This is a genomic window from Nocardia sp. NPDC046763, from assembly GCF_040645495.1.
Classification (GTDB): domain Bacteria; phylum Actinomycetota; class Actinomycetes; order Mycobacteriales; family Mycobacteriaceae; genus Nocardia.
Window position 1 is genome coordinate 15,517 of sequence record NZ_JBEYYI010000014.1, and the last position, 14,191, is coordinate 29,707.

Here is a 14,191-nt window from a genome sequence, read left to right on the forward strand (position 1 = left end):
CACCGGGTTGAGATGTCCCGCTGGACTGGTCCGTCTCGCCGGGCCGAGCTGTCGCGTTCGACTGGTCTTTTCCGCCGGATCGGACTGGCCCGCCGGGCAGTGCGGGTTGATCGGGCAGTGCGGTGTGTTCTGACATGGCGTCCGCGGCGGGGCCGGTTCGGGGCCCGCCGCGGGCTCCTTTCGAGGCTCGAATCTCAGAGTGGAACGGGGGTTTTCGCGGTCACCAGATCGGTGACCGCGCGCGCGAAGCGACCCCGGGACACGGCCGCCACGGAGACGGCGTCGGGGTAGGTGTCCACGTCGGTGAGGGTGGGCAGGGAGTGCACCCGGAACCCGCTGTGGCGCAGTGCGGTTGCGGTGAGCTCGCCGGTGCGGGAGGTCGACATGGGGACGTCGCTGAGCAGGTGCGCCGGGCGCGGCTCGGGGAGACCGAGAGCCCACCAGCCGCCGTCCGCCGCGGGACCGAGGACGGTGTCGCCGGTGGCCACCAGGCGCGCGGCCGAGCGGTTCAGCAGGTCCGCGTCGGCCTGCGGGGTGTCCATGCCGACCTGCAGCACCGGGACACCGAACTCGGCGGCATCGACGTGGGCGTTGGCGAGGCGTTCGCCGAAGCTGTCGCCGCGCTGCGGCACCACGGTCACCTCCCGCAGGGCGGCGGCCAGTTCGACCGAACGCTCGGCGCGGTCGAGGTCGCCTGTCCAGGCGACGACGCTGTGCCGGATGCCGCTCTCGCGCACCGCGTCCAGGGTGTCGAGCAGGGCGCAGGCCGCCAGATAGGCGGCGTCGACCGGTGAGAACGGCGGTGTGAGACGGGTTTTGGCGAATCCGGGGATGGGCGATTTGGCCATCACCAGCATGGTGGCGGGGACATCGGTCGGGTTCATCGCACGCTCCAGAAGTCTCGGGCGGCACGCACGGTGCCGAGCCAGGAACCGGAGACCTTGGACTCGCCGTGAGTCCGCGGCCGATAGGTGATGTCACGCTCCAGCACCAGCCAGCCCGCGCGGGCCGCGCCGGTGAGCAGGGCCAGCGGATAGCCGGACCGGGCATGCAGGTGTCCGAGCGCCTGCAGGCGGTCGCGACGGGCCACCCGCATGGCGCCGATATCGTGCACCCGCAGGCCGTAGCGGCGGCGCAGCCGGAAGGCGAAGGCCCAGTTGCCAATTCGCGCGTGTAGGGGTAGTGCGCCGGGTACCGCGGCACGGCGGCGGCCGACCACCATGTCGACGCCGGGGCTGAATTCGGCCACCAGCCGGGGCAGTTCGCCGGGATCGAGGGAGCCGTCGCCGTCCAGGACGGCGACCAGTTCGGTGCGGGCGGCGCCGACGCCGGCATGCACGGCGCTGCCGTAGCCGGGGGTCGATTCGGTCACCACGGTCGCTCCGGCGGCACGCGCGACCTCGGCGGTGCCGTCGGTGGAGCCGTTGTCCACCACGATCACCCGGTAGCCCACCGGAATTGCTGATAGTACGCCGGGAAGCGCTTCCGCTTCGTCCCGGCAAGGGATCACCACCGTGACCGCGGGTACGGAGTCCAATTCGGTCATGGCCTCGACCGTACGGCCAACCGGCGTCTTCCGACCCCGGGACACGCATGACGAAAGTATGACAAGAGCAGTAGAAATGGTGATCCGGACAGTTCCGGCGGGTTTCGGGGCCTAGGGTTTCCGCCATGGCGAACGCTTCCGCGACCCGGGTCGCGCGCTACGTCTCCACCCGTGTCGACGGCTACTGGGCGCTCGCGGCTCTGCTGTTGGTCCTCGTCGCCTTTCTGGTTCCGCGAATCGAGGGCAAACCCTGGCGGGACCGGCTCTACGCCGGGGCCGCGCCGATCTTCGGTGGCTGGCTGCCGCATGTGGGGTGGGGCACGGTGCCGGCCGTCGCCCTGGCCGCGGCCGTGGTGCGCTTCGGCCCGGACCTGGCGCGGCGGCTGTCCTGGGGACGGCTGCTGCTGGCGACGTGGGCGACGGCGGCGGCGTGGGCGTTCGCGCTGGCCATGGTGGACGGCTGGCAGCGCGGCTTCGCCGGCCGGCTCACCACCCGCGACGAGTACCTGCACGAGGTCGGCGGAGTGCACGACATCGGAGCCATGCTGCGCGGATTCTCCGGGCGCATCCTGGATTTCCAGCCCGATTCGTGGACGACCCACGTGTCCGGGCATCCGCCGGGCGCACTGCTGGTGTTCGTACTGCTGGACCGGATCGGACTGGGCGGCGGGGCCTGGGCGGGACTGCTGTGCGTGCTGGTCGGGACCAGTGCCGCGGCGGCGGTGCCGTTCGCCATCCGGGCGCTGGGGTCCGAGCATCGGGCCCGGGCCGCAACGCCTTTCCTCGCGCTCATGCCCGCGGTCATCTGGATCGCGGTCTCCGCGGACGGGCTCTTCGCCGGGGTGGGCGCCTGGGCGGTGGCATTGCTGGCGTCGGCGACCCGGCTGGAGCGGGGCTGGGTCCGGCTCGCACTGGCGTCCGGAGTGCTGTTCGGGTTCACCCTCTTCCTGAATTACGGCTTGGTGCTCATGGTGATTCCGGCCGCGGCGGTGCTGCTGGCCCGGTCGCCGCGGCCCGCGCTGCCGGCGCTCGCGGGTGCGCTCGCGGTGGTGGGAGTCTTCGCGGCGGCGGGATTCTGGTGGCTCACCGGCTATCACCTCGTGGTACAGCGCTACTACCAGGGCATTGCCAGCGAGCGACCCTACTCGTACTGGGTTTGGGGCAATCTCGCGGCGACGGTGTGCGCGGTGGGGCTGGCCACCGCCGCCGCGAGCAGCCGGGTGCTGATCGAGCTGAAGATCCTGCCGGTACAGCCATGGCGGAACTGGCTCTCGCGCTGGCGCTCCCACGTCGATCCGGCGGCGCTACTGGCCGCCGCCGGGATCACCGCCATCCTCATCGCGGACATCAGCGGGCTCAGCAAGGCCGAGACCGAACGCATCTGGCTGCCGTTCGATGTGTGGGCGCTGTCGGCGACCGCGCTGCTCCCCCGCCACAGCACACGCTTCTGGCTCGTCGTGCAGGCGGCGGGGGCACTGCTCGTCAACCACCTGATCCTGACGAATTGGTAATCGCCGCAGCCGAATTCACCGCCAGGTGGGGGCTCCGTTCCCGGAGACCGAGCGCAACGGCGCGGTCGCGAACTCGGCGAGCCCCAGGCTCGGCGTGACGGCGGCGACGAAACCCAGTGAGCGGCGGGCACGTTCGGGACTCGCCACGATGTGGCGGACGTCGCCGGCACGGTAGTCGCCGGTCACCACGGGCTGTTTGCCGCCGTAGGCACGGGCCAGCGTGGCGGCCACCTCGCCGATGGCGATCGGGGTGCCCGAGGCGATATTGAGCGGGGTGAACGCGCCCAGCGGGTGTTCGAGTGCGGCGACATTGGCCTCCGCGATGTCGCGGACGTGGATGAAATCACGGGCCTGCGTGCCGTCTTCGAACACGCGCGGGGCCTCACCGGCCTCGAGTGCGGAGCGGAAGATGGCCGCAACCCCGGAATACGGTGTGTCCCTGGGCATATCGGGTCCGTACACATTGTGGTACCGCAGCGCGGTGACGGTCCCGCCGGTGGCCGCGGCCCAGGCGATGGCGTAGTGCTCCTGCGCCACCTTGGACGCGGCGTAGAGGCTGCGCGGACGCAGGGGCGCGTCCTCGTCGATGGGCGTCCAGGCGAGAGGGCGGCCGTCGGGGCCGCGGTGGTCGAATCGGCCGTTGTCGAGATCGGTGCGGGTGCGCGGGGCCGGCTCGGCGGGCACGCCCGCGGAATCGACGTAGCGGCCCTCGCCATAGACCACCATCGAGGAGGCCAGCACCAGGTGGCGGCAGCGGGCGCGGTCCATGGCCGCGAGCAGCACGGCGGTGCCGAGGTCGTTGTGGCTGGCATAGGCCGGGGCGTCCTGGGCGCTGACGCCCGCGCCGACCACGGCGGCCTGATGACAGACGACGTCGACGCCGTGCAGGAGCTCGCCGAGGGCGTCCGGGTCCCGCACGTCCACCCGGGCGATGCCGGGCGGGGGCAGGGCGGCGGATCCGTGGGCGGCGGCGAGCATGAAGTCGGCCGCGACCACCTCGTGTCCGGCGGCCAGTGCCGCGCGGTGAATGTGCGAGCCGATGAATCCGGCTGCGCCGGTCAGGAGTACACGCATGCGGCGATTCTGGACGGCCCGCCGCCGGAATGCGCCCGGACCGGCCGACCTCGCGTGATTCGTCACGATTTGGTCAGCGTAATCGGTCAGATACGGCCAGATCGCCATGTCAGAAAACGACACGCAGCGGGGTCTTGCCCCGGAGCCCCGGATGGGCGCACAATTCATCGCGTAGTGAATTCAACACTCGATGAATTGAGGGTGACCCCGTGACGGCACCAGCGACGACAACCGACGCCATCGCCATCGAGCACCTGGAAGTGCGGCGCGGCGGGAATCAGGTTCTGCAGAACATCTCCCTGACCGTTCCCCGGGGCAGCATCACCGGACTGCTGGGACCGTCGGGGTGCGGGAAGACGACGCTCATGCGCAGCATCGTCGGGACACAGATCATCGAATCCGGGTCGGTGTCCGTGCTCGGCGAGGAGGCCGGATCGCGCGGGCTGCGGCGGCGGGTCGGGTACGTGACCCAGGAGCCGAGCATCTACGACGACCTCACCGTGGCCGACAATGTCGCGTATTTCGGTGCGCTGTACGGGGCGTCGTCCGCCGAGGTCGAAACGGCCCTGGCCGCCGTGGGTTTGGGCAGTCATGCCGGGCATCGCGGCAACGAGCTTTCCGGCGGTCAGCGCACCCGCGTGTCCCTGGCCTGCGCGCTGGTGGCAGATCCCGAGCTGCTGGTACTGGACGAGCCGACGGTCGGCCTGGACCCGGTGCTGCGCGCCGACCTGTGGGAGCAGTTCCAGGCGCTCGCGAAACAGGGCCGGACACTGCTGGTTTCGAGCCACGTCATGGACGAGGCCGAGCACTGCGACCGGCTGTTGCTCATGCGCGAGGGCCGGCTGCTGGCCCAGCTCACACCCGCCGAATTACGTTCCGACACAGGCGAATCCAGTCTGGAGAACGCCTTCCTCAAGCTGATCCGGATGGGAGAAGAGCTGTGACCGCGACCCTTTCACGCCCCGCGGGCCCACGGCCGCTGGGCTGCTACACCGCCACCACCGTGCGCATCCTGCGCCAGTTGCGCGCCGACAAGCGCACGGTCGCCATGATCGTGCTGGTGCCCGCGCTGCTCATGACACTGCTGTATTTCGTGTACAAGAACTATCCGACCATCCCGCATGCGCCGCGGCTGTTCGACCGGGTCGGCATCACCATGCTCGGCATCCTGCCGTTCGTGGTCATGTTCCTCATCACCGCCATCGCCATGCAGCGCGAACGAGTTTCGGGCACGCTGGAGCGGCTCATGACCACGCCGCTGTCCAAACTGGATCTGCTGGCCGGGTACGGCACCGCGTTCTCCATCGCGGCCGCGGTGCAGGCCGCGGTGGCCTGCCTGGTGGCGTTCTGGCTGCTCGGGTTGCAAGCGGCGGGCAGTCCGGGACTGGTCGTGCTCATCGCCGTGATCGACGCGGTGCTGGGCGTGGCGCTGGGCCTGCTGGCAAGCGCGTTCGCGCGCACCGAGTTTCAAGCCGTACAGTTCATGCCCGTGATCGTGCTGCCGCAGTTCTTCCTGTGCGGCCTGCTGGTGCCGCGTGGGCAGCTGCCGAGCTGGCTGGAGGCGATCAGCAATGTGCTGCCGCTCAGCTACGCCGTCGACGCGCTGGAGCAGGTGTCCACGCACACCGGAGCCACCGGGCAGATGTGGCGGGATGTGCTGATCGTGGCCGCCTTCGCCGCCGTCGCACTGGGATTGGGCGCCGCCACCCTACGCCGGCGCACCGCATGACCGGGAGACACGCGGCGTGAGCGGAGGCAACGGGATCCGCAGCGGACGGCGTCCGGGCAATTCCGGCACCCGGGAGGCGATTCTGGACGCCGCCCGGGTGCGCTTCGCCGAAGTCGGATTCGACCGGGCCTCCATCCGCTCCATCGCCACCGCGGCCGGAGTGGATCCCGCACTGGTACACCACTACTTCGGCACCAAACACCAATTGTTCGCCGCCGCCCTGCAACTCCCCGTCGATCCCCAGACCATCCTCGCCGGCTTCGCCGCAGTCCCGGTGGAAAACCTGGGCGAGCACATCATTCGCACCGTCGTCGGCATCTGGGACTCCCCCGTCGGCATGCCCGCCGTGGCCGCCATCCGCAGCCTCCTCGCCAGCGACGACCCCACCCTGGCCCGCACCTTCCTGCTGGAGGTGGTGCTGAAAGAGATTCGCCCCCTGGTCGATTCGCCGCCCGGCACCGGCGCCCAGCGTGCCGCCCTCGCCGCCTCGCAGCTGGCGGGCCTCCTCGTCACCCGCAAGATTCTCCGGCTGGAACCCATCGCCTCCATGACCATCGAGGACCTGGCCACCAACGTCGGTCCGACCCTGCAGCGCTATTTCACCGGCGACCTGCCCCAACACGACTGAGCACCGAGACCTCCGGTGGCCGCCGACGCCACCGGAGGTCTCGGCGTACTCAGGCCTTGCGGCCGATTCCGGCCCAGTACCAGGCGCTTTCGGCATCGGCGACAGGGGTCGGGCGGTCGGTGAGTTCGGGACGCCAGGCGGCGACAGGGACGAGACCCGGGTCGGTGAGGGTGGTGCCGGCGAACAGTTCGGCGGTGTCGGACTTGCTGCGGGGTTCGAAGGGGATTCCCGAGGCTTCGGCGGCGGCCTTGACGCCGGCCATGGCTTCGGGCGCGAAATCGGCTGTGGGGTGGGTGAGTACGACGTAGCTGCCGGAGGGGACCGCGTCCAGCAGGGTGGCGATGATGTCGTACGGGTGGTCACTGTCGCGGAAGTACATCATGATCGCGATCAGCATGATCGCGACCGGTTCGGACAGGTCGAGGGTCTCGGCCAGGTCCGGGTGGTCCAAGATCGAGCGGGGATCGTGCAGGTCCGCGTGGATGAAGCGGGTACGGCCCTGCGGGGTGCTCGCCATCAGCGCCCGTGCGTGGGCCAGCACGATCGGATCCTTGTCGACGTAGACGATCCGCGCCCCGGGGTCCAGGGCCTGCGCGACCTCGTGGGTGTTGCCCGCGGTCGGGATGCCCGTGCCGATATCGAGGAACTGGGTAATCCCGGCCTCGGCGACCAGATAGCGCACCGCCCTCGCCAGAAACGCGCGATTGGCGCGGGCCATGGTCTTGATGGTGGGCACATGTTCGGCGATAGCGTCGCCCAGCGCCCGGTCGGCCGAGTAGTTCTCCTTGCCGCCGAGCCAGTAGTCGTAGACGCGGGCTTCGTGGGCGACGGTGGTGTCGATTTTGATCGGCAGATGTCCGTCGAAGGGACTGTCGGACATGGACTCTCTGTTCTCGTCGAGACGCTAGGGCGCGTCGGAGGGTTGGGCACTGCGGAGTCGATCGAGGAAATCGCCCGTGCGCGCGGGCGGCGCGGCGCACACGCACAGCCGGTCCCAGACCTCGTTGAAACGATCCAGGTCACCGCGCTTGTCGAGGAACAGCATGCCGTTCGGATGCTCCAGATGGGCGATGTCGCCGAATTCCGGGGCCGCGAACCGCAGCAGGGTGAACGCGGAACCACTGATGGCGGGGCCGCCCACGTGGTCGGGCAGCACCTGCACCGTGATGTTGGGCCGCGCCGACAGCTCGGCGAGGTGCTCCAATTGCCCCTGCCAGACCTCGAATCCGCCGAGGGGGCGGCGCAGGGCGGCCTCCTCGATGACGAGCCAGACCCGTGGGGAATCGACGCGATCGAGCAGCTGCTGGCGGCGGACCAGCTGCTCGACGCGCCGGTGGATGTCGATCGCCGAGGCACAGTGGGCGAGCGCGAGCACAGTGTGCGCATAGGACGGGGTCCGCGCCAGATCGGGAACCAGACATGGTGCGTAGCAACGGATCAGGGAGGAGGCGTCCTCGAGCGCCAGATAGGTTTCCGCGCGCGCCTTGGTCAGATCCGCGCCCACCTGCCACCGCCCGATCGCGTTCGCCCGGTTCGCCATCCGCAGCAGATCCGCCTGGAGATCGCCGTCGTCGACGCCGTACCTGGTCAGCAGGTCCTCGATGTCCATCGCGCGGAACGTCACCCGGCCCGCCTCCAGCCGGCTGATCTTCGAATGCGAAGCGCGGATGGCCCGGCCGGCCGATTCGCCGCTGATACCGGCCTCCTCCCGCAATCTCCGCAAGCGCAGCCCGACCGCCCGCCGCAGCAGCGCCGGATCCTCCTCCGCATCAGCCTCATCACCGGACACCGTACCGACGACATCGTTGATCACTAGCACTCCCGTCGGCATAGGCATCGCGTATCAGAGTGTGCCACAACGAATTCCATCTCACCTGTCGAGCCGCAGCAGGTACCCTGAGCGGGGACGTACGTCGCGGGCCCGGCCACAGGCACACCGACCCGTTGCGGCATCCACCCCGGATGTTGCTGCGTGACAGGGCTGTACGGCGTGCGATACCGCGGCGCGGTGGCAGCGGCAACGAGTGCGAGCACCGTGACGAGCAAGGCCAGGCCCGTCGCCACGAACAGCAGCCACGCACCGACCCCGAGATCACCGAATCCGACCGGGCCGAAGTGGCCGCTCGCGAAAGGAGGCGGTGGGAGTGGGTGACTCAGTTCTGGGTGAGGAAGAGGGTGTGTTCGTCGTCGGAGACGTCGCGGGCCTCGTCGACGAGGAGGACCGGGATGCCGTTGTCGACCGGGTAGGCGCGGCGCAGGCGGGGGTTGTAGAGCACGGTGTCACCGGTGGCGGTGTGGACCAGCTGCAGGGGGCCCTTGTCCTGCGGGCAGGCGAGCAGGCTCAGCAGGGTGGGGTCCAGGTTTTCCTCCGACATGTCCGACAACCTACCGGTCGGCGGGAGTGGGAGGGGAATCGGCGGGGCGACGGAAGCTGATGTGGCGATGGCCGAAGTAGCTGGCCACCGCGACCAGGCCCATGACCACCACGGCGGCCGGTTTGGCGGGGACGCGCAGCAGGGAGACGGCCAGTTGCAGCAGCACCATGTTCAGCACCATGCCAACGGCGTTCACGCCGACGAAGGCCACGAAGTCGCGCAGTAGGTGGCCACGTACCCGGAACACCAGGGTGCGGTGCAGGACGAAGGCCACCACCATGCTGACCGCGTAGGCCAGCGCCACCGACAGCGCCGCGGCCACGTCCTTGGACACCACGCCGCCGAGGACGGTCAGCCATACGATGGTGAGCACCATGCCCATCAGCGTGTTGAAGCCGCCGACCAGGGCGAAGGCGACCTCCTGCCGGCGCACCAGCCGGAGCAGCGGACCGGCCGGTGCGGTCTCGGCGGGCGCGGCTCCGTGCTTCGAGGGGCGCGTCTCGGTCACTTGGCGGTGCCCACCAGTTCGCGGTCCGGGTCGTCGTCGAGCTGTTCGGCCACAGGCGCGTCCTGGCCGCGACGACGCGAGCGAACGTACAACCACTGGAGCAGCCCGAGGCCGACGAGTCCGGCCGCGGCACCGCCGATTCCGATCTTCCAGCCTGGCGGCCGCCAGCTCACCTCCAGCACGGCTTTGTCGGTGCCGGCCGGAATGTCCACGGCCACGAAGACTTTCGCGACGGTGTGGAACGGGACGGTCTTGCCGTTGAGAGTGACGCGGTAGCCGGGCCAGCCCAGGCGCGCGAAGGTGACGCGGCCGCCGGTCTCCGAGGAGACCTGCACACGGCTGGTGGTGTCGGTCTCGTCGAGCGAGGTGGCGGTGGCATCGTGGGCGTCGCCGACGCGGCCGTTGACCGTGGAGATCGGGCCGTTGTCGCGCTCGAGCACCCAGATGTACTTCTCGTGCCCGGGCACGTCGACGAAGTGCCAGCCCTCCGGGGCGGGTTGGTCGCCGGCGTCGGGGAACATGGCCTTCTGCAGCACGACCCGGTCGATCAGCATGAGGTCGGCGAGGGTGCGGCCGGTGGTCGGCTCGGCGCTGAACAGCCGGCGGTAGGCGTCGGGGCAGACGCTGGAGTCCCAGCGCATGCAGAGCATTTCGCCGAAGTAGAAGTGCCCGTTGGGCGTATAGCCGTTGACGTAGTCCTCTTGCAGGTCCTTGGCGTAGTTGCCCCACACCAGCGACCCGTAGGCGCCCTGCAGGTTCTTGTCGGCGGGCTGCAGCAGGCCACGGTCGGAGAGCTGGAGGGTGGTGCCGGCCTGGAACTTCGGGAAGGCCGCCATGGCCTCGTTGCGGTCGGCGGGCAGGTTCCACGACATGGGCGTGGGCTGCACCCACCACACCTGGAACCAGGCGATCGGCACCATGGCGGCGATGACCAGGGCGGTGGCCCCGGTGGCGCCGCGGGTGCGGCCCAGCCAGACCGCGCCGAACCCGAGGGCGATCACCACGGCGGCCGAGCCCAGGTGCCACAGCACGTCGTGCGGGTCGGCGGAGAAGGTGCGCACCCACAGCGCCAGGACCAGCACCAGCGCCGAGATGATCCGCGTGTTGCGGTCCCGCAGCGTGGCGAAGCGCCCCAGCAGCACGCACACCAGCACGAGCAGACCCAGCGCCAGCATCGGCAGCACACGCGCGGGCCAGCGCAGCGGGCCGACAGTGCCGGGCCCGGCGGTCCACATGAGCGCCATCAGTGCGAACAGGGCAATCGCCACGAACTGCTTCCAGTGTTTCTGCGCCGCTTTCCAATCCACGAACGCCAGCGCCGGGATCAGGAACCAGGCGATGTAGGTCATGGGCAACGGCTGCACGTAACCCCACCACGAGGTGAACGCCGGCATGGTGGTCGGCAGGCTGGCATTCAGCGACTCGGACCACGGCACGGTCAGGAACTGGTCGTTATTGATCTGCGAATTGCCGCGCCAGCTCACCTGCGCCGACAGCATCGAGGGCAGGAAGGTCAGCAGACCCGCCGCGCCCGCGCAGGCCGCTGCGGCGGCCAGGCGCAGCAGCGGGCCGAACGCGACGCGCCACTGCGGCCAGGTCCGCGGCCCCCGGCACACCAGGTAGCCGACGGCCACCGCGGCCAGCATGAGCACGGCCTCGACCGCGGGGAACACGTATTGCACCGAGATCGCCAGGTACAGGTACACGAAGACCGGGATCGGACCGCCCTGGCCGCGCAGGTAGCGCTCCGAGGACGCCCAGGCGTGGATCATCCACGCGGTGCCGGCCATGGCGGTGAACCAGCTGGCCGAGTCGAAGAACAGGAAGAAACCGGTGAACGGCATGGCCACCCCGGCCACCGCGGCCCACTGCGGGCGGGCGCCGTACACCAGGCACACCCGGTACATGCCGAGCCCGGTGATGATCGCGAAGACCAGCTTCACGATGGTCGCGTACACGGCCAGGTTGGGCACCGAGGGCGCGATCAGATCGATCAGCAGCTGCGGCGGATTGAACAGTCCCGCTTCCTCATTGGTGTAATTGCCCGTCATCCACTGGTCCGGAATCAGCAGCGGGAAATGGCCGTCGCGGAAGGCGCGGCCGAAGAACACCCACAGGCCCGTGTACTGGGATTCGGTGTCGTCGGTGAAGAAGTGGCGGGAGTTGGCCAGGATGACAGCCAGATAGCCGAGGGTCACCCCGATCGAAGTGACGATGCCCCAGCGGTACACCTCGCGCCGAGCCGCCTTATTGTCCTGCCCGGATTCGGCGGCCCCGACCACCTTGGAAACTGAGCTTTCCACCACGAGTTCCAGACCCTACAGGGCGGCGATGTCGATGGCACTTACGCCAAGCCCTTGGGAGGTATGGGCGCCGTTGCGGGGGGTGGACATGGGGAACGATGGGCCGGGTGTCGATACTTCGCCTCGATTGCCGCGCCGAGCAGCGTGTTAGAGTTCAGCGCGGCTCGGGCTCCGGTTTCCGGTGTGGAGTTCCGGCGCACACCGTCATCGAAAGTACATTCAGCTGATGCCGATTCCGTCCGCCCGCACCTACGCGAGCGACCCCAGCGTGACCTCCGGCAGCGAGCGCCCGGCGCGGGTGCACGCCGTCTCCGTCGTGGTGCCCGTGTACCGCGGCGAGGAGACGATCGCCGCACTGGTCAGTGAGCTGGACAAGCTCGGGGAGCCGGTCGCCACGCCGCAGGGCGCCACCTTCCGGGTCGAGGAGATCGTGCTGGTGCACGATCACGGGCCCGACCGCTCCGACGTGGTGCTGCAGCAGCTCGCCGAAACCTATCCGCAGGTGCGGGTGGTGTGGTTGAGCCGCAACTATGGCCAGGATGCCGCCACCATCGCCGGTATGGCCGCCGCGCAGGGCGACTGGACCGTCACCATGGACGAGGACGGCCAGCACGATCCGGCCTTCATCGCCGACTTCCTGGACACGGCGCTCGAGCAGCGCGCCGATCTGGTCTACTCCAAGCCGGTCAACACCCGCCCGCACGGCTTCCTGCGCAATGTCACCTCGCGCGGCGCGAAGATCGTGCTGGCGACGGTGTTCGCGTTCCCGGACTCCACCCGCTTCGAGAGCTACCGGCTGATCCGCGGCGATGTCGCGCGGCAGCTGGCGCAGGTCGCCTCCAATGGCGTGTACCTGGATGTGGCGCTCACCTGGGTGGTGGGCGAGGCGGCGCAGGTGCCGGTGCAGTTGCGCGCCGAGGGCCGCGAGGAGTCCGGTTACAACTACCGGCGGCTTTTCTCGCTGTTCTGGAAGATGGTGCTGTGCAGCGGAACTCGCGGCCTGCGGCTGGTGAGCATGCTGGGTGTGACGCTGGCGCTGGGCGGGCTGGCCATGGCCGGGTGGGTGGTGTACCACAGGCTGACCGACAGCGGCACCGACCCCGAAGGCTGGGCCTCGCTCATGACGGTGCTGCTGCTGTGCTCGGGTGCGGTGCTGTTCTCGCTGGGTTTGATCGCCGAATACCTCGGTGTGGCACTGCATGTGCTGGTCGGCAAGCCGCTGTATCTGACGGTGGATTCGCCGACGCCGCGGCCGCAGCAGTCGCGCGGCGGCATCCGCTACGACGGTGGAGATCACCACGACGGCACGACGAATCGGTTCGACGAAGACATCGAGGGGGAGCTCCGCGCGTGAGCAGTGACCGCATCATCTTCAGCCGCCCGTTCCGCGCCGCGCGCGAGCTGCCGAATGTGGAGGCCGTGCTGTCCTCGGACCACAGCCACGGCGACGGTCCCTTCACCGCGACGGCCACCACGAAACTGCGTGACATCACCGGTGCGCCGCACGCACTGCTCACCACCTCGTGCACGCACGCGCTCGAAATGGCCGGGCTGCTGCTGGAACTCGGGCCCGAGGACGAGGTGATCGTGCCGAGTTTCGCGTTCACCTCCAGCGCGACAGCCATGGCGTTGCGCGGCGCGACCGTGGTGTTCGCCGATATCGACGCCGCCACCGGCAATCTGGATCCGGAGTCGGTGGCCGCGGTGGTCACCCCGCGCACCAAAGCCGTGATGGTCATCCACTACGGCGGCGTGGCCGCCGACATGGAGGGTCTGCAGCGGCTGGCCGACGCGCACGGCTTCGCCATCATCGAGGACAATGCGCACGGCCTGGGCGGCTACTATCGGGGCCGCCCGCTGGGCACCATCGGCACGGTGGGCGCGCTGTCCTTCCACGACACCAAGAACGTGCACTGCGGTGAGGGCGGCGCGGTGCTGCTCACCGACGAAATACTCATGGCGCGTGCGGAAATCATTCGCGAGAAGGGCACCGACCGGGCTCGCTTCCTGCGTGGCGCGGTGGACAAGTATTCCTGGCAGGACATCGGATCCTCCTACCTGCCCAGCGAATTGAACGCCGCAGTCCTCGACGCCCAGCTCGCCGAATTCGACATCATCCAGCGCAACCGCCACCGCGTGTGGGACACCTACGCAGCCGCCCTCCCGGACTGGGCCGCCCGCAACGACATTCGCCTCATGACGGTGCCGTCGGACCGCGAGCACACCGCGCACCTCTACTACCTGCGCGTACCCACCGAGCACCGTCGCGACGACCTCATCGCCCACCTGTCCCAGCGCGGCATCGTGGCCCCCTTCCACTACGTCCCCCTGGACTCCTCCCCCGCCGGCCTCAAGCTCGGCCGCACCCCGTTCCCGTGCGTGCGCAGCGCCGAGTTCTCGGCCACCCTGGTCCGCCTCCCCCTGTGGCCGGGCCTCACCGAGGATCAGCTGACCCGCGTCGTCGACGGCGTCACCAGCTTCACCGTCTAGTAGCCGCGGGCCCGGCGGCATCGCGGA

The 14,191-nt window shown here is 69.5% G+C and carries 14 protein-coding genes; 6 read left to right on the forward strand and 8 right to left on the reverse strand.

What is annotated here, in order from left to right; all coding sequences use genetic code 11:
* Window positions 1–194: 194 nt before the first annotated feature.
* A complete protein-coding gene (locus ABZ909_RS22690; RefSeq protein ID WP_357002768.1) occupies window positions 195–884 on the reverse strand; it encodes a DUF2064 domain-containing protein in 690 nt (229 codons plus the stop codon).
* Complete coding sequence (locus ABZ909_RS22695; RefSeq protein WP_357002770.1) at window positions 881–1,546, reverse strand: glycosyltransferase family 2 protein; 666 nt, start codon at window positions 1,544–1,546, stop codon at window positions 881–883. The genes ABZ909_RS22690 and ABZ909_RS22695 overlap by 4 nt, the downstream gene beginning before the upstream one ends.
* 125 nt (window positions 1,547–1,671) lie before the next feature.
* Between ABZ909_RS22695 and ABZ909_RS22700 the strand changes: the two genes are divergently transcribed.
* Complete coding sequence (locus tag ABZ909_RS22700; protein ID WP_357002771.1) at window positions 1,672–3,057, forward strand: hypothetical protein; 1,386 nt, start codon at window positions 1,672–1,674, stop codon at window positions 3,055–3,057.
* A gap of 15 nt (window positions 3,058–3,072) precedes the next feature.
* Here ABZ909_RS22700 and ABZ909_RS22705 read toward each other — a convergent pair whose 3' ends face one another.
* Window positions 3,073–4,131, reverse strand: a complete 1,059-nt coding sequence (locus ABZ909_RS22705; protein ID WP_357002773.1) for an NAD-dependent epimerase/dehydratase family protein — start codon at window positions 4,129–4,131, stop codon at window positions 3,073–3,075.
* A 209-nt stretch (window positions 4,132–4,340) separates the two neighbouring features.
* Between ABZ909_RS22705 and ABZ909_RS22710 the strand changes: the two genes are divergently transcribed.
* Genes ABZ909_RS22710 through ABZ909_RS22720 form a run of 3 tightly spaced genes read left to right on the forward strand, consistent with a single transcriptional unit; the run spans window position 4,341 to window position 6,488 of the window.
* Window positions 4,341–5,075, forward strand: coding sequence for an ABC transporter ATP-binding protein (locus tag ABZ909_RS22710; protein ID WP_357002775.1), 735 nt, complete (start codon window positions 4,341–4,343; stop codon window positions 5,073–5,075).
* A complete protein-coding gene (locus ABZ909_RS22715; protein WP_357002777.1) occupies window positions 5,072–5,860 on the forward strand; it encodes an ABC transporter permease in 789 nt (262 codons plus the stop codon). The genes ABZ909_RS22710 and ABZ909_RS22715 overlap by 4 nt, the downstream gene beginning before the upstream one ends.
* 16 nt (window positions 5,861–5,876) lie before the next feature.
* The gene (locus tag ABZ909_RS22720) at window positions 5,877–6,488 is read left to right on the forward strand and encodes a TetR family transcriptional regulator (protein ID WP_357002779.1); all 612 of its coding nucleotides are present in this window, start codon (window positions 5,877–5,879) and stop codon (window positions 6,486–6,488) included.
* A gap of 49 nt (window positions 6,489–6,537) precedes the next feature.
* Here the strand turns inward: ABZ909_RS22720 and ABZ909_RS22725 are convergent, their stop codons facing one another.
* The 5 genes from ABZ909_RS22725 to ABZ909_RS22745 all read right to left on the reverse strand — a co-directional run bounded on the left by ABZ909_RS22725 (window position 6,538) and on the right by ABZ909_RS22745 (window position 11,602).
* Window positions 6,538–7,368, reverse strand: coding sequence for an SAM-dependent methyltransferase (locus tag ABZ909_RS22725; RefSeq protein WP_357002781.1), 831 nt, complete (start codon window positions 7,366–7,368; stop codon window positions 6,538–6,540).
* Between the two features lie 24 nt (window positions 7,369–7,392).
* The gene (locus ABZ909_RS22730) at window positions 7,393–8,301 is read right to left on the reverse strand and encodes a helix-turn-helix transcriptional regulator (protein ID WP_357002783.1); all 909 of its coding nucleotides are present in this window, start codon (window positions 8,299–8,301) and stop codon (window positions 7,393–7,395) included.
* A 340-nt stretch (window positions 8,302–8,641) separates the two neighbouring features.
* Window positions 8,642–8,863, reverse strand: coding sequence for a Trm112 family protein (locus tag ABZ909_RS22735; RefSeq protein WP_357002785.1), 222 nt, complete (start codon window positions 8,861–8,863; stop codon window positions 8,642–8,644).
* Between the two features lie 10 nt (window positions 8,864–8,873).
* Window positions 8,874–9,371 (reverse strand): GtrA family protein, encoded by a 498-nt coding sequence (locus ABZ909_RS22740; protein WP_357002787.1) that lies wholly within the window; start codon window positions 9,369–9,371, stop codon window positions 8,874–8,876.
* Window positions 9,368–11,602 carry a hypothetical protein gene (locus ABZ909_RS22745; RefSeq protein ID WP_357003071.1) on the reverse strand — a complete coding sequence of 745 codons (2,235 nt, stop codon included), beginning with the start codon at window positions 11,600–11,602 and terminating at the stop codon, window positions 9,368–9,370. Before ABZ909_RS22745 ends, ABZ909_RS22740 begins: the two co-directional genes overlap by 4 nt.
* A gap of 370 nt (window positions 11,603–11,972) precedes the next feature.
* Between ABZ909_RS22745 and ABZ909_RS22750 the strand changes: the two genes are divergently transcribed.
* Together ABZ909_RS22750 and rffA are read left to right on the forward strand one after the other, a co-directional pair.
* Entirely contained in the window at window positions 11,973–13,028 is a 1,056-nt protein-coding gene (locus tag ABZ909_RS22750) for a glycosyltransferase (protein ID WP_357003073.1), read from the forward strand.
* Complete coding sequence (gene rffA, locus ABZ909_RS22755; protein WP_357002789.1) at window positions 13,025–14,164, forward strand: dTDP-4-amino-4,6-dideoxygalactose transaminase; 1,140 nt, start codon at window positions 13,025–13,027, stop codon at window positions 14,162–14,164. Before ABZ909_RS22750 ends, rffA begins: the two co-directional genes overlap by 4 nt.
* Window positions 14,165–14,191 lie beyond the last annotated feature (27 nt).